Origin of the sequence: Bradyrhizobium sp. SZCCHNRI1009 (genome assembly GCF_032487575.1) — a bacterium.
Lineage (GTDB): Bacteria > Pseudomonadota > Alphaproteobacteria > Rhizobiales > Xanthobacteraceae > Bradyrhizobium.
Genome location: NZ_JAUEUL010000009.1, coordinates 99,233 through 120,763 on the forward strand (window position 1 = coordinate 99,233; position 21,531 = coordinate 120,763).

General features: G+C 65.0%; 23 protein-coding genes. 12 read left to right on the forward strand and 11 right to left on the reverse strand.

Translation table 11 applies throughout. The features are described 5' to 3' along the window. The first annotated feature begins 160 nt into the window (after positions 1-160). Positions 161-634: a hypothetical protein gene (locus QX010_RS17635; protein ID WP_315800225.1), complete on the forward strand. Its 474-nt coding sequence runs from the start codon at positions 161-163 to the stop codon at positions 632-634. 1,439 nt (positions 635-2,073) lie between these two features. On the opposite strand, the gene QX010_RS17640 is transcribed toward QX010_RS17635, so the two are convergent. Continuing rightward, positions 2,074-2,331: a hypothetical protein gene (locus tag QX010_RS17640; protein ID WP_315800226.1), complete on the reverse strand. Its 258-nt coding sequence runs from the start codon at positions 2,329-2,331 to the stop codon at positions 2,074-2,076. 66 nt (positions 2,332-2,397) lie between these two features. Beyond that, positions 2,398-3,438, reverse strand: coding sequence for a DUF2778 domain-containing protein (locus tag QX010_RS17645; protein WP_315800442.1), 1,041 nt, complete (start codon positions 3,436-3,438; stop codon positions 2,398-2,400). Between the two features lie 226 nt (positions 3,439-3,664). Between QX010_RS17645 and QX010_RS17650 the strand changes: the two genes are divergently transcribed. The 3 genes from QX010_RS17650 (at position 3,665) to QX010_RS17660 (ending at position 6,803) form a co-directional block, all read left to right on the forward strand. Further along, positions 3,665-4,099, forward strand: a complete 435-nt coding sequence (locus tag QX010_RS17650; RefSeq protein WP_316180844.1) for a DUF1810 domain-containing protein — start codon at positions 3,665-3,667, stop codon at positions 4,097-4,099. 163 nt (positions 4,100-4,262) lie between these two features. Next, positions 4,263-4,508 carry a hypothetical protein gene (locus QX010_RS17655; protein ID WP_008961253.1) on the forward strand — a complete coding sequence of 82 codons (246 nt, stop codon included), beginning with the start codon at positions 4,263-4,265 and terminating at the stop codon, positions 4,506-4,508. 198 nt (positions 4,509-4,706) lie between these two features. Further along, positions 4,707-6,803 carry a PAS domain-containing protein gene (locus QX010_RS17660; RefSeq protein ID WP_316180846.1) on the forward strand — a complete coding sequence of 699 codons (2,097 nt, stop codon included), beginning with the start codon at positions 4,707-4,709 and terminating at the stop codon, positions 6,801-6,803. Positions 6,804-6,832: 29 nt separating this feature from the next. Here the strand turns inward: QX010_RS17660 and QX010_RS17665 are convergent, their stop codons facing one another. From QX010_RS17665 to QX010_RS17675, 3 genes are all read right to left on the reverse strand, one after another. After that, the gene (locus QX010_RS17665) at positions 6,833-8,455 is read right to left on the reverse strand and encodes an ABC-F family ATP-binding cassette domain-containing protein (RefSeq protein ID WP_315800229.1); all 1,623 of its coding nucleotides are present in this window, start codon (positions 8,453-8,455) and stop codon (positions 6,833-6,835) included. Positions 8,456-8,560: 105 nt separating this feature from the next. After that, positions 8,561-9,019 carry a hypothetical protein gene (locus tag QX010_RS17670; RefSeq protein WP_315800230.1) on the reverse strand — a complete coding sequence of 153 codons (459 nt, stop codon included), beginning with the start codon at positions 9,017-9,019 and terminating at the stop codon, positions 8,561-8,563. Between the two features lie 184 nt (positions 9,020-9,203). Next, positions 9,204-10,238 carry a glutamine synthetase beta-grasp domain-containing protein gene (locus QX010_RS17675; RefSeq protein ID WP_315712320.1) on the reverse strand — a complete coding sequence of 345 codons (1,035 nt, stop codon included), beginning with the start codon at positions 10,236-10,238 and terminating at the stop codon, positions 9,204-9,206. Positions 10,239-10,782: 544 nt separating this feature from the next. Between QX010_RS17675 and QX010_RS17680 the strand changes: the two genes are divergently transcribed. After that, positions 10,783-10,977 carry a DUF2735 domain-containing protein gene (locus QX010_RS17680; RefSeq protein WP_315800231.1) on the forward strand — a complete coding sequence of 65 codons (195 nt, stop codon included), beginning with the start codon at positions 10,783-10,785 and terminating at the stop codon, positions 10,975-10,977. A gap of 234 nt (positions 10,978-11,211) precedes the next feature. Then, a complete protein-coding gene (locus QX010_RS17685; protein WP_316180848.1) occupies positions 11,212-11,955 on the forward strand; it encodes a tyrosine-protein phosphatase in 744 nt (247 codons plus the stop codon). 31 nt (positions 11,956-11,986) lie between these two features. Here the strand turns inward: QX010_RS17685 and QX010_RS17690 are convergent, their stop codons facing one another. Both QX010_RS17690 and QX010_RS17695 read right to left on the reverse strand, forming a co-directional pair. Next, positions 11,987-12,205, reverse strand: a complete 219-nt coding sequence (locus tag QX010_RS17690) for a hypothetical protein (RefSeq protein ID WP_012044361.1) — start codon at positions 12,203-12,205, stop codon at positions 11,987-11,989. A 91-nt stretch (positions 12,206-12,296) separates the two neighbouring features. Beyond that, on the reverse strand, positions 12,297-12,995 hold the full coding sequence (locus tag QX010_RS17695; protein WP_316180849.1) for an SGNH/GDSL hydrolase family protein: 699 nt from the start codon (positions 12,993-12,995) through the stop codon (positions 12,297-12,299). 131 nt (positions 12,996-13,126) lie between these two features. Between QX010_RS17695 and QX010_RS17700 the strand changes: the two genes are divergently transcribed. The 3 genes from QX010_RS17700 (at position 13,127) to QX010_RS17710 (ending at position 14,984) form a co-directional block, all read left to right on the forward strand. Continuing rightward, positions 13,127-13,807 (forward strand): SDR family oxidoreductase, encoded by a 681-nt coding sequence (locus tag QX010_RS17700; RefSeq protein ID WP_316180851.1) that lies wholly within the window; start codon positions 13,127-13,129, stop codon positions 13,805-13,807. Between the two features lie 95 nt (positions 13,808-13,902). Further along, positions 13,903-14,601 (forward strand): DUF2161 domain-containing phosphodiesterase, encoded by a 699-nt coding sequence (locus QX010_RS17705; RefSeq protein WP_315800235.1) that lies wholly within the window; start codon positions 13,903-13,905, stop codon positions 14,599-14,601. A 77-nt stretch (positions 14,602-14,678) separates the two neighbouring features. Continuing rightward, the gene (locus QX010_RS17710) at positions 14,679-14,984 is read left to right on the forward strand and encodes a hypothetical protein (RefSeq protein ID WP_172109527.1); all 306 of its coding nucleotides are present in this window, start codon (positions 14,679-14,681) and stop codon (positions 14,982-14,984) included. A 95-nt stretch (positions 14,985-15,079) separates the two neighbouring features. Here QX010_RS17710 and QX010_RS17715 read toward each other — a convergent pair whose 3' ends face one another. From QX010_RS17715 to QX010_RS17725, 3 genes are all read right to left on the reverse strand, one after another. Then, complete coding sequence (locus QX010_RS17715) at positions 15,080-15,736, reverse strand: N-acetyltransferase family protein (RefSeq protein WP_410051393.1); 657 nt, start codon at positions 15,734-15,736, stop codon at positions 15,080-15,082. A gap of 128 nt (positions 15,737-15,864) precedes the next feature. Beyond that, entirely contained in the window at positions 15,865-16,263 is a 399-nt protein-coding gene (locus tag QX010_RS17720; protein WP_315800237.1) for a PaaI family thioesterase, read from the reverse strand. A gap of 120 nt (positions 16,264-16,383) precedes the next feature. Beyond that, on the reverse strand, positions 16,384-17,664 hold the full coding sequence (locus tag QX010_RS17725; RefSeq protein ID WP_316180855.1) for an ArgE/DapE family deacylase: 1,281 nt from the start codon (positions 17,662-17,664) through the stop codon (positions 16,384-16,386). 144 nt (positions 17,665-17,808) lie between these two features. On the opposite strand from QX010_RS17725, the gene QX010_RS17730 reads away from it, so the two are divergent. From QX010_RS17730 to QX010_RS17740, 3 genes are all read left to right on the forward strand, one after another. Continuing rightward, positions 17,809-17,961: a hypothetical protein gene (locus tag QX010_RS17730; RefSeq protein ID WP_315800239.1), complete on the forward strand. Its 153-nt coding sequence runs from the start codon at positions 17,809-17,811 to the stop codon at positions 17,959-17,961. Then, the gene (locus QX010_RS17735) at positions 17,961-18,230 is read left to right on the forward strand and encodes a DUF6719 family protein (RefSeq protein ID WP_315800240.1); all 270 of its coding nucleotides are present in this window, start codon (positions 17,961-17,963) and stop codon (positions 18,228-18,230) included. The genes QX010_RS17730 and QX010_RS17735 overlap by 1 nt, the downstream gene beginning before the upstream one ends. A 119-nt stretch (positions 18,231-18,349) precedes the next feature. Continuing rightward, entirely contained in the window at positions 18,350-19,696 is a 1,347-nt protein-coding gene (locus tag QX010_RS17740; protein ID WP_315800241.1) for an HlyD family type I secretion periplasmic adaptor subunit, read from the forward strand. Positions 19,697-19,707: 11 nt separating this feature from the next. Here the strand turns inward: QX010_RS17740 and QX010_RS17745 are convergent, their stop codons facing one another. Continuing rightward, complete coding sequence (locus QX010_RS17745) at positions 19,708-21,432, reverse strand: adenylate/guanylate cyclase domain-containing protein (protein ID WP_316180857.1); 1,725 nt, start codon at positions 21,430-21,432, stop codon at positions 19,708-19,710. Between the last annotated feature and the right edge of the window lie 99 nt (positions 21,433-21,531).

The following is a 21,531-nucleotide window of genomic DNA, read 5'->3' on the forward strand; positions in this document are numbered from 1 at the left end:
GACTCCCTTGGCCGGCCGGAACCTGTGAGACGCCGCCAAATTGTCATTAGGCGAACGCAATCCGGCCCAGCCGCGCTCACACTCTCACGGCGTAGTGGCGGCGTCCTGATGGTGCTTCGGACCATCACGTGTCCCGAGTTCAGGTGTGGGAGTCAGGTTCATGGCGTACACGATGGTGGCTGAGCGGGAGCAGCAGACGATCCGCAAGCAGCGCGAAAGCGCCCTCATCGTTCTCGCCAACGCACAGGTGATGGAGGCTGAAGGCTGGCAGGTCGTCATCACCGACGAGGACGGCAACAGCCTGCCGCTCGCCGAGTTCGAAGCCGGCCTGTCGCAGAAATTTTCGTCCTGGTACAAGGCCAAGCAGCGGCCGGTGGTGCCGACCACCATCCCCGCCCCCAACCTGTTCGCGACGCCGGCCAATGACGACGCCGAGCCGGAGGCCGTCGTGGCCGCCGCACTCGCCGCCGAGCAGGTCGAGACGGCCGAGGTCGAGACGGCAGAAGTCCAGGAGGCTGCGGTCCAGGAGATCGCCGAGGACGATTTCGAAACGGCCGAGACCGCCAACGCTCCGGCGGCCGAGAAGGCCGAGCGCGAGGAGATCGCGCTCGACGCCGCCGAGATGGCCAACTGATACGGCCGCCGCGCCGCAACATCGGCGGGCTTCAGTCGCCGCCGTCGTAGAATCCCTCCAGCGGCAGCTCGATCTGGGCCTTGGTCCTGCCGATCCACTCCCGCGCAATGGCGTTGGACGGCCCCACGCGTGCATCGCGGCATGCACGCGAAGACCATCCCCGGTCGCTTCGCGTGGCGCGCATCGAGCGTGCTTCAGCCTGCCTTCGCTTCCTCGCGCGATCAGCGTGCGCCGGGCAACTAACAAACATGTTCACGCCGCGGCTCTCGGCCGAACAACGATCATCGGAACGACGCGAACGCCTGCCCGCCGGGCAAATCAAGGCGCATGTCCATCTGGTGGCGTCACCTCCGGGGCTTGAATCGGCAACAACGGCGGTGCGCGCGGAAACGATTTTCCGCAGGCCCATCAAGCTGATTTGGCCTGTCCAGTCCCTTCGTCGAAAATATTCTGCTTTTCCTAAATCGAATTCAGTGCTTTTGTCGCGCCATCTCCCGCTCGCAGGAGGGGCGGTTCGCGGTCGTCACGGACGTGGAGCGGGAGGAGCGGTGAACGCGATGGCAGCGCAGCGCATCTTTGCGCCGACGAACGCTGGTGTCGCGTACGGTCAAGTCGCGTGGTCCTGGCATCCCGACGCTGATGCCCCCGCGGTGGCGCGCCCAAAGCGCGTCATCGTGCACGGTGACCAGAACGCCCGGCGCACCGGGGAGCGCGCGAAGCAGCCGTTAAGATCATCGCGCGGGGAATGCCGGTTGCCCGGCTGAACCTGTGGTGACTGCCGCCTGCTTTTTTTCTGCAGGCGGGCCATGGGTTGCGGCCAGCATCCCGGCATTCCCCGCGCCCTCTTTTTATGGAGAGGGCAAGACGGACGGATCCCTCGGGCGCGGAGCGTCGCGAGAGCGCGAGCGCATGCGTGAACATCTCGAAGTCTGCGAAAAGGTGAGGTCATGAGCGGAGCAGCGCTTCCACAGACTCACCGTCATTCCTGGGCGCGCGCAGCGCGAGCCTGGAATCCATACTCACAGGCAGGAATGATTGAGCGAGATGGAGCGGCCAACATGCCTCACACGGCCGCTCGTGGTTATTGATGCCGGGCTCGCGCTGCACGCGCCCCTGCATGACGATGAGGCGAGATGGTGCTCCTCCCACCGCTGTCATGCCCCGCCCCCGCGTCTCGCCTTCGGCGAGCCCGAGGACAGGCTCCGGCGGGGCATCCGGTGCGCCGCGGCCGCTCGCGCAATCACGACGGCCTCGGCGTGCTGGATCGCCCGGTCCCGTCTTCGCCTGTCGGCTTCGACGCGGCAACGAGCGCCAGGGCGCGCCGCAGCTTTAACGGAGGCGGCAAGCCGGGCGATGACACCAAGTGTGAAGGGGCGGACAGTGACGCGAGCAACACGCGCGGCATGGCCCGACACGGCAGCCGTCTCGGACCAGGTTTCTCACAACAGCTTCGCGCTCACGAACAGCGTGCGCACCGCCGTGGTGGCCTGGACCGTCATGATCGCGTTGTCGGCCGCGGCCTGCAGCGCGGCCATGGCCTGGTCGTGCAGCGACTTGAACTCCATCCACTCGACGGCGTTGAGGCTGGTGAGGAACTGATGGGCCTGCCCGACCGTCGAAATCACGACCGGCTTGCCGTTCACCTTGATGTTGAAGGTGGTACGCAGACGCGTTTCCGAGTTTGCGGGATCAATCATGGGGACCTTCCGGAAGATGCGACGGGCGTCACCGCCGAGGTCGCGCCGAGGCCCAGCAACAAAACGTCACTCGGTCTTTTGCGCGGTCCGCGTCGGGGTGCCAGCCTCGAGCCCGACGACGACAACGAGTCGGTTGAACTCGCCGTCATCATACGCCTTCAGGAAGCGATCGTAATTCTTGATCGAGACGCAGCCGTTCGAATCACCCTCCGGCCCCAGCATATAGGGGTGGGTCAGCAATCCGCTCCGGCCGAGGGTCGATCCCTCCACCACGTTCATGCGCAGGGCGCGCACGCCGTGAAACGGCTTTTCGCGCGGCTTCAGGTCATAGGTGGCGGGCGGGGTCGCGCCGACCATGCGCTGATTGACGTGCTCGGGGTCGTCGCGCAGGCTGCCCATGCCGGAATGGGCCTCGAGCCCGATCCCCGACGGCAGATACACCATCTTGGCCTTGATGTCGTAGACGGCGGTCTTGTCGTAGCCGAGCGCACCGAGATCGATCCCGGAGCGCACGATGCCGCTATCCGGGCCGAGCGAGGCGAACTTGGTCGGGCTCGGCAACAGGTCGGACAGCTTCTGCAGGATGGAGCGATCGTCGACGCGTCCGACGGCTTCAGGCGCACTGGCCGAAACCAGACTGGTCGGCAGGTTGGCGACGGACGGCCGCGGTCGCGGCAGCGGCACGCCCGGTGCGGGCATCGTGACGGTATTGCCCTCCGTCAACATCGGCCGCCAATCGCTGTTGCTGGGGTCGCGTGCGCCCGAATCGCGCGCTTCCATGCCCTTCACCAGCGCGGCCCGGGCATCGAGCAGTTGGCGGTCGATCGCGCCGCGAAGGGCGAAACGGTCGAGCGCGCGAACCGCGTCTTTTTCCGAATACGCCGTGGCCGAGGCGGAGGCCGGCGCGAAACGTGTTTCGAAGGTCATGGACGGCGCGGCGGCCGGAATCGCCGCGCTCGCAAGGGGCGTCTCATCGCTGTTGGCTCCGACCCATGCGGCCGCGCCCGCTGCGACCGCAAGTGCTGCAAGCACGAGTGCGATCGCTTCGGAGCGCCCGAAGCGGCCTTGCGACAACAGAACGTCTACGCTTGCTTCACTGGAAGCCATCACGTCCCCGATATACCCCCCTTTTCGGACCACCCGGGAAAGGTGCCCGACCCCAAGGGGTACGATTCGACCCGTCATGACATAGGATGGCAAGAGTGCGGCATAATCTAGACAAACGCCAGCCCGGAGTGATGGGGAATGGACCGGGATCCAAGCCTCGCAGGGCCGCGCCGCGACCGTCCCAGAAAGCCGATTACATCGATGAATCAGCCGGTTGGAGGAATGGATGAACGCCGAATGGGATGATCTCGGCCGATTTGCCGACGCACAAAGTTCGATTTATTCACGGGTGACCGCCGAACTTGCGGCCGCCGCCAAGCAAAGCCACTGGATGTGGTTCATCTTTCCCCAGGTCGAGGGGCTCGGCAGCTCCGCCATGGCGCAGCGCTACGCGATCCGCTCCCGCGCCGAGGCCGAGGCCTATCTGGCGCATCCCCTGCTCGGCCCGCGACTCGTCGAATGCACCCGACTGGTGCTCGCGGTGCAAGGCAAGTCGCTGCGCGACATTCTGGGTGTGCCGGACGATGCCAAATTCCGCTCATGCATGACGCTGTTCGATTCGATCAGCCCGAATGGGATCTTCGCGCAGGCGCTCGATCGCTATTGCGACGGGGTGCGGGATCGCCAGACGTTGGCGTTTCTGCAGCGCGGCATGGGATGACCACTCGCTGCAAAGCGCGTCGCGTCCGCGTCATCGGTAGCATGCTGATGAGTTCGCCGGCCGACCCGGCCGGATTTCGGGTGATAGGCCGAACAGGAAACTTGATCACGCCAAGATTTGCGGCTCCCATCCGCCGCATTGTTTGTCCCAAGGAGACACACTCATGAAGAAGTTGTTCCTGATTGCCGCGCTCGCGACCTTCGCCGCCGGCTCCGCCTTCGCCGAGGATAGCTGCGAGACCAAGGCCGTCGGCAAGGACGGCAAGGCACTGGCCGGTGCCGCCAAGACCTCTTTCATGAAGAAGTGCATGGCCGAGACGTGTGAAACCAAGGCGGTCGGCTCCGACGGCAAGAAGCTCGCCGGCGCCGCCAAGACCAGCTTCATGAAGAAATGCGAGGCCGGCGGCTGACCGGACGCCGGGCTGGACGACATCTGGGCCCCGCCATGGGTGGGCGGGGCCGCTCGATGATCGTCGGGTTCCATCGGCAGCGGCCTGACGGACGATCGTTGACATGTTATGACGTCAAGCGATCTCCACATCGAGCTGCATAGGCCCTTCAATGTTCTCCGCTTTGCCTGCCCCGCCTCCTCATCTGCGCGAGGCGGCGTGAGTCCCTCAGCGATCGATGCGCTCCGGCAGCGGCTGCGGGAGCTCGAAAGCGAAAATGCCCGTCTTCAGGCCCTGTTCGCCGCCGATGCCGGCAAGCGCGCGCGCGCCGAGACCGCCCTGGCGGAGAGCGAGGAGCGGTACCGGACGCTGTTCAACTCGATCGATGAAGGCTTCTGCATCATCGAGTTCTTCGACGGCCCGCACGGCCCGCTGAGCGACTACGTCCATGTCGAGGCCAACCCGGCCTACGCGCTGCATGCGGGCATTCCGAACGTGGTCGGACAGAAGGTGCGGGAGATGGTGCCGGGCGAGGCCGACGGCTGGGTCGAGCTCTATGGCGGCGTGCTGCGCACCGGCGAGCCGATCCGGTTCGAGCGCGAGCTGGTCGCCACCGGACGTTATCTCGAGCTCGCGGCGTTCCGGGTGGAGCCGGCCGAACGTCGACAGGTCGCGGTGCTGTTCCAGGACATCACCGCGCGCAAGCGCGCCGAGGCTGCACTACAGGAGATCAACGACACGCTGGAGGCCCGCGTGGTCGCCGCGCTCGCCGAGCGCAAGCTGCTCGCCGACATCGTCGAAGGCACCAACGCCTTCGTACAGGTGGTCGATACGCAATACCGCCTGATCGCGATCAACGGCGCAGCCGTGCAGGAGTTTGGACGTGTCTTCGGCCTCCAGCCCAAGATCGGCGACGACATGCTGGAGCTGTTCAAGGATCTACCGGAGCATCGGGCGGCGGTTCGCGCGGTATGGTCCCGCGCGCTGGCTGGCGAGGAGTTCGTCGCGGTCGAGGAATTCGGCGATCCCGGCCGCGACCGCCGCTTCTACGAAATGCGCTTCTCGGTGCTGCGCGACGCCGCGGGCCGACAGATCGGCGCCTATCAGTTCGCCTATGACGTCACCGACCGGCTGCGCGAACAGACCCGGCTGCACGAGGCCGAGGAGGCGTTGCGGCAGTCGCAGAAGATGGAAGCCGTCGGACAGCTCACCGGCGGCATCGCCCATGATTTCAACAATCTGCTGACCGGCATCCTGGGCTCGCTCGAGATGCTGCAGACCCGCCTGCGCCAGGGCCGCTTTGCCGATGTGGACCGTTACGTCGCGGCCGCCCAGGGCGCCTCGAAGCGCGCCGCCGCGCTGACCCATCGCCTGCTCGCCTTCTCGCGCCGGCAGACGCTCGATCCCAAGCCGACCGATGTCAACCGGCTCGTCATGGGCATGGAGGAGCTGGTTCGCCGCACCGTCGGCCCGCAGATCGCGCTCGAGGTCGTGACGGCCGGAGGGCTCTGGCCGGCACTGATCGATTCGTCGCAGCTCGAAAGCGCACTGCTCAACCTCTGCATCAATGCCCGCGACGCGATGCCCGAGGGCGGCCGGATCACGATCGAGACCGCCAACAAATGGCTGGACGACCGCGCCGCGCGCGAGCGCGACCTGCCGCCCGGCCAATATATCTCGCTGTGCGTGACCGATACCGGCACCGGCATGACACCCGACGTGATCGAGCACGCGTTCGATCCGTTCTTCACCACCAAGCCGATCGGCCAGGGCACCGGCCTCGGCCTATCGATGGTCTACGGCTTCGTCCGGCAGTCCGGCGGACAGGTGCGGATCTATTCCGAGCTCGGTCAGGGCACCACGATGTGTCTCTATTTCCCGCGGCATTATGCCGGTGCCGTTGAGACCAGCGATCCCGCGCGCGCCGGCGCGGCGCCGTCTTCCCGCACCGGCCAGACCATCCTCGTTGTCGACGACGAGCCGACGGTGCGCATGGTGGTGATGGAGGTGCTCGACGAGTGCGGCTACGCGGTAGTCGAAGCCAAGGACGGACCGACCGGCCTTGCGGCGCTGCAATCAGACGCGCACATCGATCTCCTGATCACCGATGTCGGTCTGCCCGGCGGCATGAACGGCCGCCAGCTGGCCGATGCGGCGCGCGCGACGCGGCCGGATCTCAAGGTGCTGTTCATCACCGGCTACGCCGAGAACGCGATCCTGAGCAGCGGCCAGCTCGCGCCGGGGATGCAGGTGCTGACCAAGCCGTTCGACGTCGAGGCGCTGGCCGCCCGCGTCGGCGAGATGGTGGAGAGCTGAACGCGTGATCGCCGCCGTCTTGCCCTCGATCAGCCGCGCAGGCCCGGCGCTTCGTGGCCGCTGCGCGCGACATACTCGGTGTAGCCGCCGCCATACTGGTGCAGGCCGTCGGGTGTCAGCTCCAGCACGCGGTTGGAGAGCGCGGCGAGGAAATGACGATCGTGCGAGACGAACAGCATGGTCCCCTCGAAGTTCGACAGGGCCGCGATCAGCATTTCCTTGGTCGCCATGTCCAGATGGTTGGTCGGCTCGTCCAGCACCAGGAAGTTCGGCGGATCGTAGAGCATCTTGGCCATCACGAGCCGTGCCTTCTCGCCCCCCGACAGCACCCGACATCTTTTCTCGACGTCGTCGCCGGAGAAGCCGAAGCAGCCCGCCAGTGCGCGCAACGAGCCTTGCCCGGCTTGCGGAAACGAATGCTCGAGCGACTCGAACACCGTCTCGTCGCCGTCGAGCAGGTCCATCGCATGCTGCGCGAAGTAGCCCATCTTGACGCTGCCGCCGATCGTCACCGAGCCGTCATCGGGCTCCGCGCTACCGGCGACGAGCTTCAACAGGGTCGACTTGCCGGCGCCATTGACGCCCATCACGCACCAGCGCTCGCGGCGCCGGATCATGAAGTCCAGCCCGTCGTAGATGCGGCGGCTGCCATAGCTCTTCGACACCTTCTTCAGCGCCACCACGTCCTCGCCCGAGCGCGGCGCCGGCAGGAAGTCGAACGCGACGGTCTGGCGCCGCTTCGGCGGCTCGACCCGCTCGATCTTGTCGAGCTTCTTGACCCGGCTCTGCACCTGCGCCGCATGCGAGGCCCGCGCCTTGAACCGCTCGATGAACTTGATTTCCTTGGCGAGCATCGCCTGTTGGCGCTCATATTGCGCCTGCTGCTGCTTCTCGTTCAGCGCCCGCTGCTGCTCGTAGAAATCGTAGTCGCCGGAATAGGTCGTGAGCTGGCCGGCGTCGATCTCGATCACCTTGTTGATAATGCGGTTGATGAATTCGCGGTCGTGCGAGGTCATCAGCAGCGCGCCCTCGTAACCTTTCAGGAAATGCTCCAGCCAGATCAGGCTCTCGAGATCGAGGTGGTTGGACGGCTCGTCGAGCAGCATCACGTCGGGACGCATCAGGAGGATGCGCGCCAGAGCGACGCGCATCTTCCAGCCGCCGGACAACAGGCCGACATCCTTGTCCATCATCTCCTCGGAGAAGCCGAGGCCGGCCAGTGCCTCGCGGGCCCGGCTGTCGAGCGCATAGCCGTCCAGCTCCTCGAACCGCGCCAGCACCTCGCCATAGCGCGCGATGATGTCGTCCATCTCGTCGGCGCGGTCCGGATCGGCCATCGCGGCTTCGAGCTCCTTGAGCTCGGCGGCGACCGACGACACCGGCCCAGCCCCATCCATGACCTCAGCCACGGCACTGCGGCCGGACATCTCACCGACATCCTGGTTGAAATAGCCGATCGAGACGCCGCGATCGATCGAGACCTGCCCCTCGTCGGGCTGCTCGCGGCCCGAGATCATCCGGAACAGCGTCGTCTTGCCGGCCCCGTTCGGACCGACCAGGCCGATCTTCTCGCCACGCTGGAGGGCGGCGGAGGCTTCGATGAAGAGAATCTGGTGGCCGACTTGCTTGCTGACGTTATCGAGGCGGATCATGAGGTCTCAGGACATGGACAGGTTGCCGCCGCTCTTAGTCGATGCGCGCCGCCGGTGGAAGGCGCAATTTAGGCGCCCTCCGCCGCTCTGTCCGCCCCATCCCGGTCAGCGGCCCTGAGGCCGAAAATCCTGGTTGCCGAACGGCTTGTCGGTCGGAATGCGGATCGCGACGTAGCCGCGATCCATGGTCGCGTGGCAGGCGTTGCATCCCGACGTCAGCTCGGTCACGGCGGAGGCGAAGCGCTTGCCATCCTTGGCGGCGATGGCGTCCGAGATCGACTGAATCGGCTGGCCCAGCGTGGTGACGTTGTCCACCGGCAGTCCCGAATAGAACACCGCGGCGTCGGTCAGGCTCTGCCTCAGTTGCGCGAGCTCATAGGACGCGAGATCCCAGTTCTTGGCCTGTCCCGCGAACCACAGTTTCGCATGCCTGACTTGGATCAGATTCATGATGTCGCCGAGCCGCGGCAGATATTGTTCTGCATTGGACTGCGACTGTGCCGCCGCCAGGGAGATGGCCGAACAGGCGATCAGAACGCCTGAAACCCACTTGCGATAATTCATTCGACGCCCCGCTTCCATAAACCGCTTCCAGAAAGACATACCGCTGCGATCGGAGACGGACTTGCGATTGATCAAGGCGGCGCCTCCGCGATCACGCCAGCCCGCCAAACGAATGATCCGCCGAAGCGGCTGCTCCGGCGGATCATCATGTCAGCCCCGGCCCCGGGGTAATGTGTTCGGCGTCTTAGGCTGCGGCTTTCGCGCCGGTCGGAACCATCGCGATCGTCTTCAGGACCTGAGACGCGATCTGGTAGGGGTCGCCCTGCGAGTTCGGACGGCGGTCTTCCAGATAGCCCTTATAGGCGTTGTTCACGAACGAGTGCGGCACGCGGATCGAGGCGCCACGGTCGGCCACACCCCAGCTGAAGGTGTCGATCGAAGCGGTCTCGTGCTTGCCGGTCAGGCGCATGTGGTTGTCCGGACCATACACGGCGATGTGGTCGGCGCGCGCCTCCTTGAAGGCGTCCATCAGCTTCTCGAAGTACTCCTTGCCGCCGACCTCGCGCATATACTTGGTCGAGAAGTTGCAGTGCATGCCCGAACCGTTCCAATCGGTGTCGCCGAGCGGCTTGCAGTGGAACTCGATGTCGATGCCGTACTTCTCGGTCAGACGCAGCATGAGGTAGCGGGCCATCCACATCTGGTCAGCAGCCGTGCGCGAGCCCTTGCCGAACACCTGGAATTCCCACTGGCCCTTCGCCACCTCGGCGTTGATGCCTTCGTGGTTGATGCCGGCCGCGAGGCAGAGGTCGAGATGCTCTTCGACGATCTTGCGGGCGACGTCGCCGACGTTCTTGAAGCCGACGCCGGTGTAATACGGACCCTGCGGAGCCGGATAGCCGTATTCCGGGAAGCCGAGCGGACGGCCGTCCTTGTAGAAGAAGTACTCCTGCTCGAAACCGAACCACGCGTCCGGATCGTCCAGGATGGTGGCGCGGGCGTTCGACGGATGCGGGGTCTTGCCGTCCGGCATCATCACTTCGCACATCACCAGCACACCATTGGTGCGGGCGGCATCGGGATACACGGCGACCGGCTTCAACACGCAGTCGGAGCTATGGCCTTCGGCCTGCATCGTCGACGAGCCGTCGAAGCCCCAAAGGGGCAGCTGTTCCAGGGTCGGAAACGAGGAAAATTCCTTGATCTGTGTCTTGCCGCGCAAATTCGGCACCGGCTTGTAGCCGTCGAGCCAGATGTACTCGAGCTTGTACTTCGTCATTGAGCCTCTCTGTCTTATCGAAAGGTGGGAGCCCAGCAATCGAAGGCTCCCCGCTTACCCGGCCACGATCGGCCAGCGCACTCTTAAGCATGGAACGTGCCAAGTCCCGCGACGTCCCGTCGCATGGACGAAGGCCAATCAGGGCGGAGCTGGCGCTGGTTTTTGCACGTCAGGGGTGCGGCAAAGCAGCGCGACCGGGATTGCACGGAACGCATGGCGGAAATCAGAGGCTGGTCAAAACCCGCTTGATTCCGTGGCATTTGCGGCGATGCGCAAAAACGTCCGAACAAGCTCTCAGCAAGTCCGGGACATTTTTGAAAAGACCTGAGCCTCTTTCCGCAACCTTTGGTCCAGCCCAAGTGTTGGTCAGCTGCACGTTGCTGCGGAGGAAGCAAAGACAGAAATGCCCGCAAAACGCGCAACATGTGATTTGATTTTGGTCACGTTGCATTCCCTCCGGGCAGAGCCGATATCGAGATCGGTAACCACAAGAGAACGAGTCGGGCGCAGCATGACGTGTGGCCCGATGGAAGGAGACTGAGGAATGGACACTAACGTGCACGAGGGGTCCGCAAGGATCTATCAATTTCCGCGCGGAGGGCGGGCAGGTCTTGCGCCTCGCCAATCCGCGGCATCGCCGGCGCGGCCGATCGCGCCCTCGATCCAGCCGACGATCTACAGCGGCAGCTGGTATCACGACGAGGCGATCCAGGAAGCCAAGCCGGCGTGGGACCGCTGATGTCCGACTGTACCGTGCCGCTCACGCGCCTTTGCTGAAGGGTCGGACCGACAAGGTTCCGGCCCTTTTTCTTGCCCGCTGTCAACCATGTCTACTGCTGGCGGTCACCGACGGGCTCGACGTGGCGGGTGCATACGTTCCGCCGTCCTGAGCCGCTTCATGCTCTCCTCTGCCTTGCCGTCGCGCAGGCGAAACGACGCTTCACATCAAGCCCGCATTCCCTAGAATGCGTTCATGCCCGCCCATCCGCTCCGCCATCTCGGACTTCACGGTGCCAGCAACTTCAGAGATCTCGGCGGATATCCCAGCAGGGATGGCCGGCACGTGCGATGGCGGCAGCTGTTTCGGTCGAACCATCTCGGTCAGTTGACGGAGCCCGACCTCGCGGTCCTGCGGGAACTCGGCATTCGCGCAGCGTTCGATTTCCGCGGTCGCGACGAGCGCGCGGCCGGCCTCTGCACGATCGCCGAGATCGCCGTGCATTCCGTGCCGATCGAGCCGAGCGTCCTGCCGGCGCTGCGGGCCCTGGCGACAGGAGGACAGCTCACAACCGACCATGCCTTGGAGCTGATGCGCGAGTCCTACCGCAACTACATCCGCAGCTACACGCCGCGCTTCCGCGCGCTGTTCGAACATGTTCTCAACGGGAATGCGCCGTTGGTGATCCATTGTACGGCCGGCAAGGATCGCACCGGTGTCGCCTGTGCACTGGTCCTGCACGCGCTCGACGTTCCGGATGACGTGATCCTGGAAGACTACCTGCTCACGAACCAGCTCTATCGTCGCGAGACTGCAGCTCACGCGGATCTTCCCGCTGATGTCGTCCAGGCGATCGGGACGGTCCAGGCCTCGTTCCTCGCCGCTGCGTTCGACGCCATGCGTGATGATTTCGGCGACGTCGACACCTACCTGCGCGACGGTCTCGGCATCGACGGCGCTGCACGAAAGACGTTACAGGCGCGCTATCTCACACTGTGAGCCAGGGCGGCACGAATACGCTTGAGCCCGATCAGGCCGCTTCGATATCGGCTGTCTCGGCGGCTTCCATCGCGTCGAGATCGGCAATCACCTCCTCGAATGCGGAAATCGCCTGTTGAACCGCCGCGATCTGCATCAATTCCCAGCCCGTCACCGGACCTGCACGGTTCTGCAAGGCGACCACCAGATCCCGCCGCTGCTCCTTCAGTTGCACCAGCGGCAAACCGTGGTCCGGCAGATGTCTCATCATGTCAAAGCTCCAACGCCCCTCAAGCGGCATAGCGACAGGCTAGCGGGCGGCGCTGGCAATCCACTTACGAAAGTCCGGCTAATTTTATCGATCAGGCCAGCGCGGCAGGCGCCGTCATGATGGCGCTGGCCAAAACGTCGCTGATCTTCGCGGTGGCGGCCTCGCTCACATGCAAGCGGTCACCGTGCCCGTCGTCGAGCGCCGACAACGGAATCTGGCCAGCCTCATGCCAGCTCTTCATCAAATTCCAGCGCCCGAAGAGATTGACGTTGGCCGCAGACGTGACCTTCTCGATCCGTCGCTGAATGTCCTCGGCACGCGCCAGCCTGTTCGGCACCGTCACGATCGCCGCGGTATATTGCAGGTCCATCACGATGGCGTCGATGGCCAGCCCCGCCAGCCATCGAAGGCCGACGCGCAGCGCCGCCTCGACCTCATCGGGACTATAGACCTCAGGCCTGTAGGCGGCGTTGGTGCCGACCTGCCAGATGACCAGCGAGGGCTGCTCCGCAATCACGTCGCATTCGAAGCGCGAGAGCTCCTCCGGGGATTCCTGTCCGCCCACACCCCGATTGAGGACGTCGATCAGGCAGCCGAAATTGGTCTTGCGCAGCGCCTGCTCGATCCGGGCCGGGAAAGCGACAATTCCGTTGGTGCCGGCGGTGGACGATGAGCCAAGCGCCACGATCCGGGTCTTGCGCTGCGCATCCAGACTCTGCCTGAACTGTCTGATCGGACGGACAAAACCGGTGGCGACGTCGGGAAATTCGAGAGAGTCTGTCGCCGTCATGGTCACCTCTGACGAACCACGCTTTCTGATTGCAATTGCATGCCCCGGCCGTCCGGCCATTGCAACTCATCGGCAGGGCCATAGTATAACAAGCGGCGCTGTGGGGCGCGTCAACGGAGACCAGGGACGGAATGAACGGAGCAGTGATTGTCATTACGGGTGCGCAAGGGGCGCTCGGACGCAGCGTGGCCGATCTCGCGCTCGCACGGGGCGCGCATGTGGCCGGGATCGATCATGCCCAGGCCGAAATCCCGGCGAGTGACGACCGCATTGAGCTCGGAGGTGTCGACCTCTCCGACCCCGAGCAGGCAAAGGTCGCGATCGACTCCGTCGCCGCCCACTTCGGCACTCTGGATGCGCTGATCAACATCGCCGGCGCGTTCGCGTTCGAGACCACGGCCGACGGCGACGATTCCGTCTGGGAGACGATGCATGCGCGAAACCTGATGACCGCGCTGCACGCCTCGCGCGCGGCGATCCCGCATCTCGTCCGCTCCAGCACGGGCCGCATCGTCAACATCGGCGCCATGGGCGCGCTCCAGGCCGGTGCCGGCATGGGCCCCTATGCTGCGTCCAAATCGGGCGTGCATCGCCTGACGGAAGCGCTCGCGGCAGAATGGAAGGGCAAGATCACCGTCAACGCCGTTTTGCCGTCGACGATCGATACGCCGGCCAACCGCGCCAGCATGCCCAAGGCCGATTTCGACAAATGGGTGACGCCGCAGGAACTCGCGGAGGTCATTCTGTTTCTCGCTAGCGACGCCGCGAGCGGCGTGACCGGCGCACTGATACCGGTTGTCGGCCGGGTGTAGCGAAGCCAGCCGGTCACCCCGACTTGGCGCTGACATCACCGGACTCGGCGGGCTAGACTCGCGCGCGCTCTGAGTCGCACACATCGGACGGCCCCTTGGAAACCGCGCTCTACCTTCCCGTCAAACGCTTCCTCGAAAACCTTGGCTTCTCGGTCAAGGGGGAAATCGGCGGTTGCGACGTGGTGGCGCTCAAGGGCGACGACCCGCCGGTGGTCGTCGTCTGCGAGCTGAAGCAGGTCTTCAACCTGGAACTGCTGCTGCAGGCGGTCGATCGGGCTGGGGCCTGCGATGAGGTCTGGGTCGCAGCAAATCTGTCAGCACGTGGCAAGGGTCGTGAAAGCGACTCCCGCTACCGCAATCTGTGCCGCCGGCTCGGCTTCGGCATGCTGGCCGTGACCTCAGCCGGAGACATCGAAGTGCTGGTGCGGCCGCCTACCACCGCGCCGCGCAAGAACCCCAAGAAGCGTTCGCGTCTCGTGATCGAGCATCAGCGGCGCAAGGGCGACCCCGTCGCTGGCGGCTCGACCCGGGCTCCCATCATGACGGCCTATCGGCAGCAGGCGCTGGCCTGCGCCTCGGCGCTCTCGGGCGGGCCGAAGCGCGTCCGCGACCTCCGCGCGGAGATTCCGGATGCGCCGAAGATTCTGCAGCGTAACGTCTACGGCTGGTTCGACCGCGCCGAGCGCGGTGTCTATGTCCTCACAAAAGCCGGCCTCGCGGCCTTGCGCCGCTGGCCCCAGGATATCCACATGACGCAGGTACCGTTGCCCAATCGCGACATGGTGAACGCATAGCTGGGCTGCCCCGCGGAATATATATTGCAATGCAACAATCCTGCTTCTAGGTATCCCGGACGATTCACGAGGCCCCCATGAGCGAAGATTGGAACACCAAGTACGGTCCGCGTCGCGTCAGGCGTGATCCCCCGACTCTGGAGGAAGCGATCTTCGCCGCGTCAGGCATTACCGACGACGTGCAGGCCCAGGCCGAGATCGCGTCGGCGCTGATGGGTCTGCCGCTCGAGCAGGTGCTGCCCGAGGTGAAGAAGGCAGTCCGCGTTGCCGCGCGCACCAACACGCGCGTCATCACGGCCGACCAAGGCACGCAGCAGCGTGCCGTCGTGGTCGAGCGCCGCACCGTGCGCCGCTTCAATTTCGACAAGCGCACCGGCACCTGAACGCCTTCCGGGGCGCATCGGCCAATGCAATCAAACGAAAAGGCGCGGCAGCGGTGATCGCTGTCGCGCCTTTGTCATCGCAGCAACGGCTCGGCTCAGGCCGCGCGCTTGTCGCCGTACATCCGGGTCACGAGCTTCCAGCAGGCCCGGTTGAGGGTGAAGAACGCACGCGCGGCCGCGATCGGCGCATCGATCACGAGCTTCGCCAGTTGATCCTGAGGCTGCTCGCTCAGATCGATCGTGCCGGTCGATTCGCCGTGACGGAACGCCAGATGCGCGCCGAATTTGGCCGCGAGCGCCCGCATCGCATGGTTCTGCGATCCGGTCGTGACACGAAGCTTGCGATAGCCCTTCCACCGCGCCTCCGAGATCACGCGCTGGAACAGCAGGCTGCCGACCCCGCGGCGGCGCACGCAAGCCTCCACGCTGAACGCAATCTCCGGAAGCCCGTCCTCGGACTGCTCCGGCGGATGCAACTCGGCGGCGCCGCGCACCATGCCGTTTTCCATGTAGGCGACGACGATCGTGCCATCGGCCGCACAGCGGGCGGCATAGCGTTCGATGAAACTGTCATCGAGGAAGCCGTTGAATCGATCGTGCCGGCTTTCCGCATCGAGCCGCAACAGATGATCGCGCAGCAACGGCAGTTCTTCGTGCTGGCTGAGCGTCCGCACATAGCCGAAGCCCGGCCGGGGACGAAAAGTATCTACCTGTGACACTGCCTGAGACTCCTCTCGAGAGCCCTCGCACACAGACGTCTTTCCCTAGACAGAAGTTATATTGTGCATCGCAACATTCATTGCAAGCCCCGCGCTCTACGGAGAGAACATGCGGCCATGCAAGGATCGCGTGAGTTAACAATTCGTTTGTGTACGAATCATCACAGCACGAGCTGAGTCTGGGTCACGATCGCGACCAGGCGCCCGTCCTCGGTCTCCACCCGCGTCTGCCATACCTGAGTGCGGCGGCCGCGGTGCACGGGCGTGGCGGTTGCGGTCACCACGGTCCCCTCCTTGGCGCCGCCGATGAAGTTGGTCTTGCTCTCGATGGTTGTGGTGCCCTTGGCATCCTGCGGCAGGTTGATCACGGTCGCAGCCGCGCCGACGGAATCAGCGAGCGCCATCACGGCGCCGCCGTGGATGGTGTGATGCAGGGTGCACAGATCCGGCCGCACCAGCATCTGCGCCACGACGCGATCGGCGCTGGCCTCGGTGAAGGTGACGCCCTTCAAGTCCGCGAACGGCATCTTCATCGCATTGATCTTGTCCAGCGGCGTCATACCGTTCCGATCCTTGCGCACGGACGACACGTCTCCCCGTGCCTTCACCGCACCCTGGATGCGCCGAGCCCAGACCGCGCGGCAATGACCTCCGAGGTCATTGCCGCGACGGCCTTGCGCTCACGCCTTCTCGACTCCACACCACTCGGCGATGAACAAGGCCATGGTCTTGGTCGCCTGGCGTAGCGAGTCGAGATCGACATATTCGTTGAAGCCGTGCATCGCCGCGCCGGTCGCGCCGAAGCAGAGGCTGGGGATGTTGTAGTTGAGCCCGTAGAAGCGGGTATCCGTGAGCGCCGTGAAGACGAGGTCCTGCACCTCCCCGCCGTAGACGGCGGTGAAGGCCTTGCCGAACGCCGCCTCCGGCTCAGCCGAATTGGTCAACTCGTATCCTTCGGACAGGAATCCGGACCACTCGACCACCGGCGGATTGTTGGAGAGGAAGCGGTGATCGCGCGAAGCCGCGGCGACGCAGGCGAGAATCTCGTTCTGGCAGTCCTTGACCGACCAGCCCGGCAGGATGGCGATGCGGCAATCGACGTCGCACCAGGCCGGCACGCTCGAGGCCCAGTCGCCGCCTTTGATGATGCCCGGATTGAAGTTGATCGGATGATTGAGCGTCTTGAAATGATGGTCGCTCTTGGCGCGCTCGTTCCAGTCCGCTTCGAGCTTCTCCAGCGCATGGATCAGATGATAGCTCGCCTGGATCGCATTGGCGCCGACGCCGGCTTCGAACACATGCGCGGGAAAGCCGCGCACCTTGAGGCGGAACCAGATCACGCCAACCTGAGAGCGCACCATCTTGCCGCTGGTCGGCTCGGGGATGAAGCAGGCATCCGCGCGGTAGCCGCGCTGCAAGGTCGACAGTGCGCCGACGCCGGTGCTCTCCTCCTCGATCACGGACTGGACATGAATGCGCGCCGTCGGCTTGAAGCCGGCCGCCTTGATGGCATCGAGCGCATAGAGTGCGCCGATCGTCCCGGACTTCATGTCGCAGGCGCCGCGGCCATACATTCGTCCGTCGCGGATCACCGGCGAGAACGGCGGCGTCTCCCACATCTCGAGCGGGCCGGCGGGTACCACGTCGCAATGCCCCTGCAAGATCAGCGATCGCCCGGCCGACGTGGCCGGCCGGTAGGTTCCAACCACGCTGCGCGCCTTCGAGAAGTCGTGCTCGATCGGGCCGTAGCCGCGCATGTCCTTCAGATCGTCGAGATCGATGTGCCAGTCGTCGACCTCGTAGCCGCGCACACGCAGGAGATCGCCGAACATGTCCTGGCACGGCCCTTCGGCGCCGCGGGTCGAGGGGATGGCGACGAAGTCGCTCGTGGTCGCAAGCTGCCGGTCGAAGTGGGCATCGACGGCGTCGACGATGCGCTGCGTAGTGTTCTGGGTGATCATGCCTGTCGCGGTTCCAATTGCCGATGACCGCACCAAATCACAATCTGATGCATAGTTGCACCGGATTCGCCGCTGCTTTCAGAATCGCAAGGCCGCTCGTACATTCGCGCATACGAACGACGGTAACATACTTTGGATTTTGGCATGTCGGACCACCGCAATATCCTCTATTTCCTCCTCGGCATTCTCAGCGCGGCGATCATCGTGCTCGGCTACAATTTATATCAGGCCAAGAAGCAGCCCGAGGGTGTCCAGATCAATCTCGGGCCCAAAGGCCTGAAGATCGAAGGGAAGTGATGCGTTCTCAAATCTTCGCGTTCGCGGACGTCGCAGCCTGCCCTCTCGGCGTCCTCGGTATCTTGCTCTTGGTTGCCGCACCCGCGCAGGCGCAATATGTCGGGCGCGAGCAGGACATCACGGATCTCCGGCTCGGCCAGCGGGTGCTGGTCGATGACGGCACCTGCCCCGCCGGCCAGGTGAAGGAGGTATTGGGCTCCAAGATGGCCGAAACCGGCATTGTCCGCACCACGAAATGCGTGCCGCGGTTCGGGCCGAAAAGGAAGTAGCTGATCTCGTTCGATTGGGCCGTCATACGTAGCCGGCCTCCGGCACGTGACCTTCCGCACAGTCCTGAATCTGTGCATCGACGATGCTCCTGCCCCACGGACAATCTCGGGGACGCAGCATGTCGATGTCAGCGGTGCAGGATCACGGCTTCTTCGAAGCGGCCGACCGGCCGCAGCCGGTCAAGGCCGATTTCAGCCGCTACGCCCTGCTCGGCTATCTGTCGATTGCGCTGGTGTTCGGCGGCTTCGGCGTGTGGGCGGCCTATGCGCCGCTCGATCGTGCGGCGATCGCACCGGGCACCGTGTCCGTCTCCGGCGATCACAAGGTGGTTCAGCACCGTGAGGGCGGAATCATCAGGGAGATTCTGGCCAAGGAAACTCACGCCGTGCATCGCGGCGACCTGCTGTTTCGGCTGCAGCCGACGGAGGCCCAGGCCAACACCGACCTCCTGCGCAAGCAGATGGACGCGGCGCTGGCCGAGGAGGCGCGCCTGCTCGCCGAGCGCGGCAATGCGCGGATGGTCACATTTCCCGACGCGCTGCTCAACCGCCAGAACGTGCCGGAGGCGGCGCTTGCCATCGCCGACCAGCAGCGGTTGTTCGTCGAGCGTCGCAATGGCCTGATCAGCCAGATCAACATCCTCAACTCGCAGATCGCCCAGCAGCAGCAGGAGCTCGCCGGCCGCGACCGCCAGCGCGCAGCGCTCTCCGCGCAGCTCGCGAGCTTCGAGACGCAGATGAACAATGTGCGCCCGGCCGTCGCCGCAGGCTATTATCCGCGCAACAAGTTCCTTGAGCTGGAACGCGAGCGCGCCCGCGTCGAAGGCGACCTCGGCCAGGCGCAGGCCGACGTCGCGCGGCTGACGCAGACGGCGGCACAGACGCGCCTGCAGATCGATCAGACGCTGCAGAAATATCTGACCGAGGTCGGCCAGCAGCTCGACGGCACCCGGGCCAAGCTGTCGGACCTGCGCGAGAAGCTGGTCATCGCCGAGGACGTGCTGCGCCGGGTCGACATCCGCGCCGAGCGCGACGGCATCGTCATGAACATGAAAGTCCACACCGTCGGCGCCGTCGTGAAGCCCGGCGATACGCTCGCCGAGATCGTTCCGGTCGGCGAAGGCGTCGACGTGATGGCGCACGTCTCGCCGCGCGACATCGAGAGCGTCGCGATCGGCCAGAGGGCCGAGGTGCGCTTCTCCAATTTCTCCTCGCGCACCACGCCGACGATCTTCGGCAAGGTCACGAGCGTCTCGGCGGACGCGATGTCCGACGAGGCGAGCAAACAGAGCTACTATTCGGCGCGCGTGGTGATCGACTATTCGACCATCCCGCCCGAGATCGCCGAGAAAATCCTGCCGGGCATGCAGGCCGACGTCATCATCTCCACGGGAGAGCGCACCGTGCTCGAATATCTGGTCGGCCCGCTGCTCAACACGCTCGCCAAGACGTTCCGTGAGAAATGAGCCGAGAGCACCTATACCGACCGCGCCGGTGGCGTGCCCGCAACGACTGCAAGGTCGCGGGCACGCCGCACGCCGATGGCGTCCAGTTCGCGACCCTGTTCGGGATCGGCAAGCCTCTCACGCATCGCTCCATCCAGATCAACAAGGCCGGCAGCTGTCGCCACGCCCCCGGACATTGCGAGCTGCCAGCCTCTGGTCTCCGCCAATTCAGCCAGAAGCGCCGGCCACTCCGTCCCAAGTCCGAGCACAGCCACCTGCGAGGTGCGTCCAAGGGTCAGTTGCCCGACAACGATGTCGCCAAGGTGAGCACCAATCGCCAGCTCCACGGGCCGACCGATCTCCGCGGCGATCTTTTCGTTGACGCGGTCCATGACCACGTCCATGGCGCCGATCGCCTGCAGCGCATCGCGGCAGCCTTGTTCTGCTCCCTGCTCCTCGCCGAAGACGGCGAGCACGCCGTCGCCGAGGAAACGATCGATGCGCCCGGACCGGGCTTCGATGGCTCCGCCAATGGCGCCGAAGATCTCGTTCATCATGAAGCCGAGGTCGGAGGGCAACCGGTCGCGCGCGATGGTCGCCACCGCGCGGACCCGAACATGAACCAGACACACCGCGCGGCGCTCAGCCTGGAGGCCGTCGACGGCGGGCACCCTCTCCTCTCGTTGGCCGCCGACGAGACGCGTGATCGTCAGCGGCGCCCCAGGGCGGATCTGGCAGGCCAGGCGCACATTCACCGGTGCCGCCAATTCGGCGAGCATGACACGCTCCGCGTGGCCGGGCGGCGCCAACGTCTCCGCTCCTTCATCGACCCGGACGCGGCAGAGACCGCAGCGGGCGCGGCCGCCGCATTCGGCCTGGAGCGACAGCCCATGACTGCCGACGATCTCCAGCAGCGTCGGACCGACCGCGGCCTGCACCGTAGCGCCGCCCGTGACGGCAACGGCAATCTTCGGCGCTGCGAGCGATGCGACGTGGCGGAACACGATGATCGTCACGCCTGCAACGAGCAGCGCGACGGCCGCGATCTGCGCCGAAACCTGCAGCAGGGCAATCCACTTGGCGTCGAGTTCGCTCGGCCAATGGGTGACCTCGCGCATCTGCTCGGCCATGCCGGGATTGCCGAGCAGCGCGGCGACGGCGCGTCCAGACACCACGAAGCCCATCAGCGCCGCCAACGGCAGCGCGACGGCGAGGACGAACAGCAGCGGCTGCATCACGCGATACCAGCCCCGGAATTTCAGCCAATGATGCAGGCCGACGCAGCCGTGGATCCAGACCAGCAGCAGCAGCGCAGTCTGAATCCACGTCGCCTTGGGCCACAGCAGCGCCAGCGCATAGAGGTAGCCGTCCTGAACGCCGAACAGAGCATGAGCCATGTGGGTCTCGATGACGTGCGGCAGCAACAACACTGGGATCGCAAATCCGGTGGCGATCTGAACAAGCTCCCACGAGGACAGCCGCCACGTGCCGCGCTCAACCGTCTTGGTGAACGCAAGCACGGCATGGGCGAGCAGTGCCGCCGCCAGCACGATCATTCCCGGCCACGATCGGGTGACGACCAATCGCCATTCCTGCACCTCGTCCATCGCCTCGAGGCTGAACAGACCCACCGCATGGTTGAGAAAATGCGTCGCAGCGAAGGCAAACAGGACGAGGCCCGACACGAGCCGGATGTTCTGGGAGGTTACGGCAGGCATGAGGTCACTGTGATTCAGGCAAGTGCGAAATCTGGGCACGGCTGATCCATCCGGTAGCGGCTGCAACCGGCCAACTCAAGCGCCGGCAGATCCGCCTCGAGCTATGTGAGGTCAGTCACGGTCGACGACGGCTGCCCA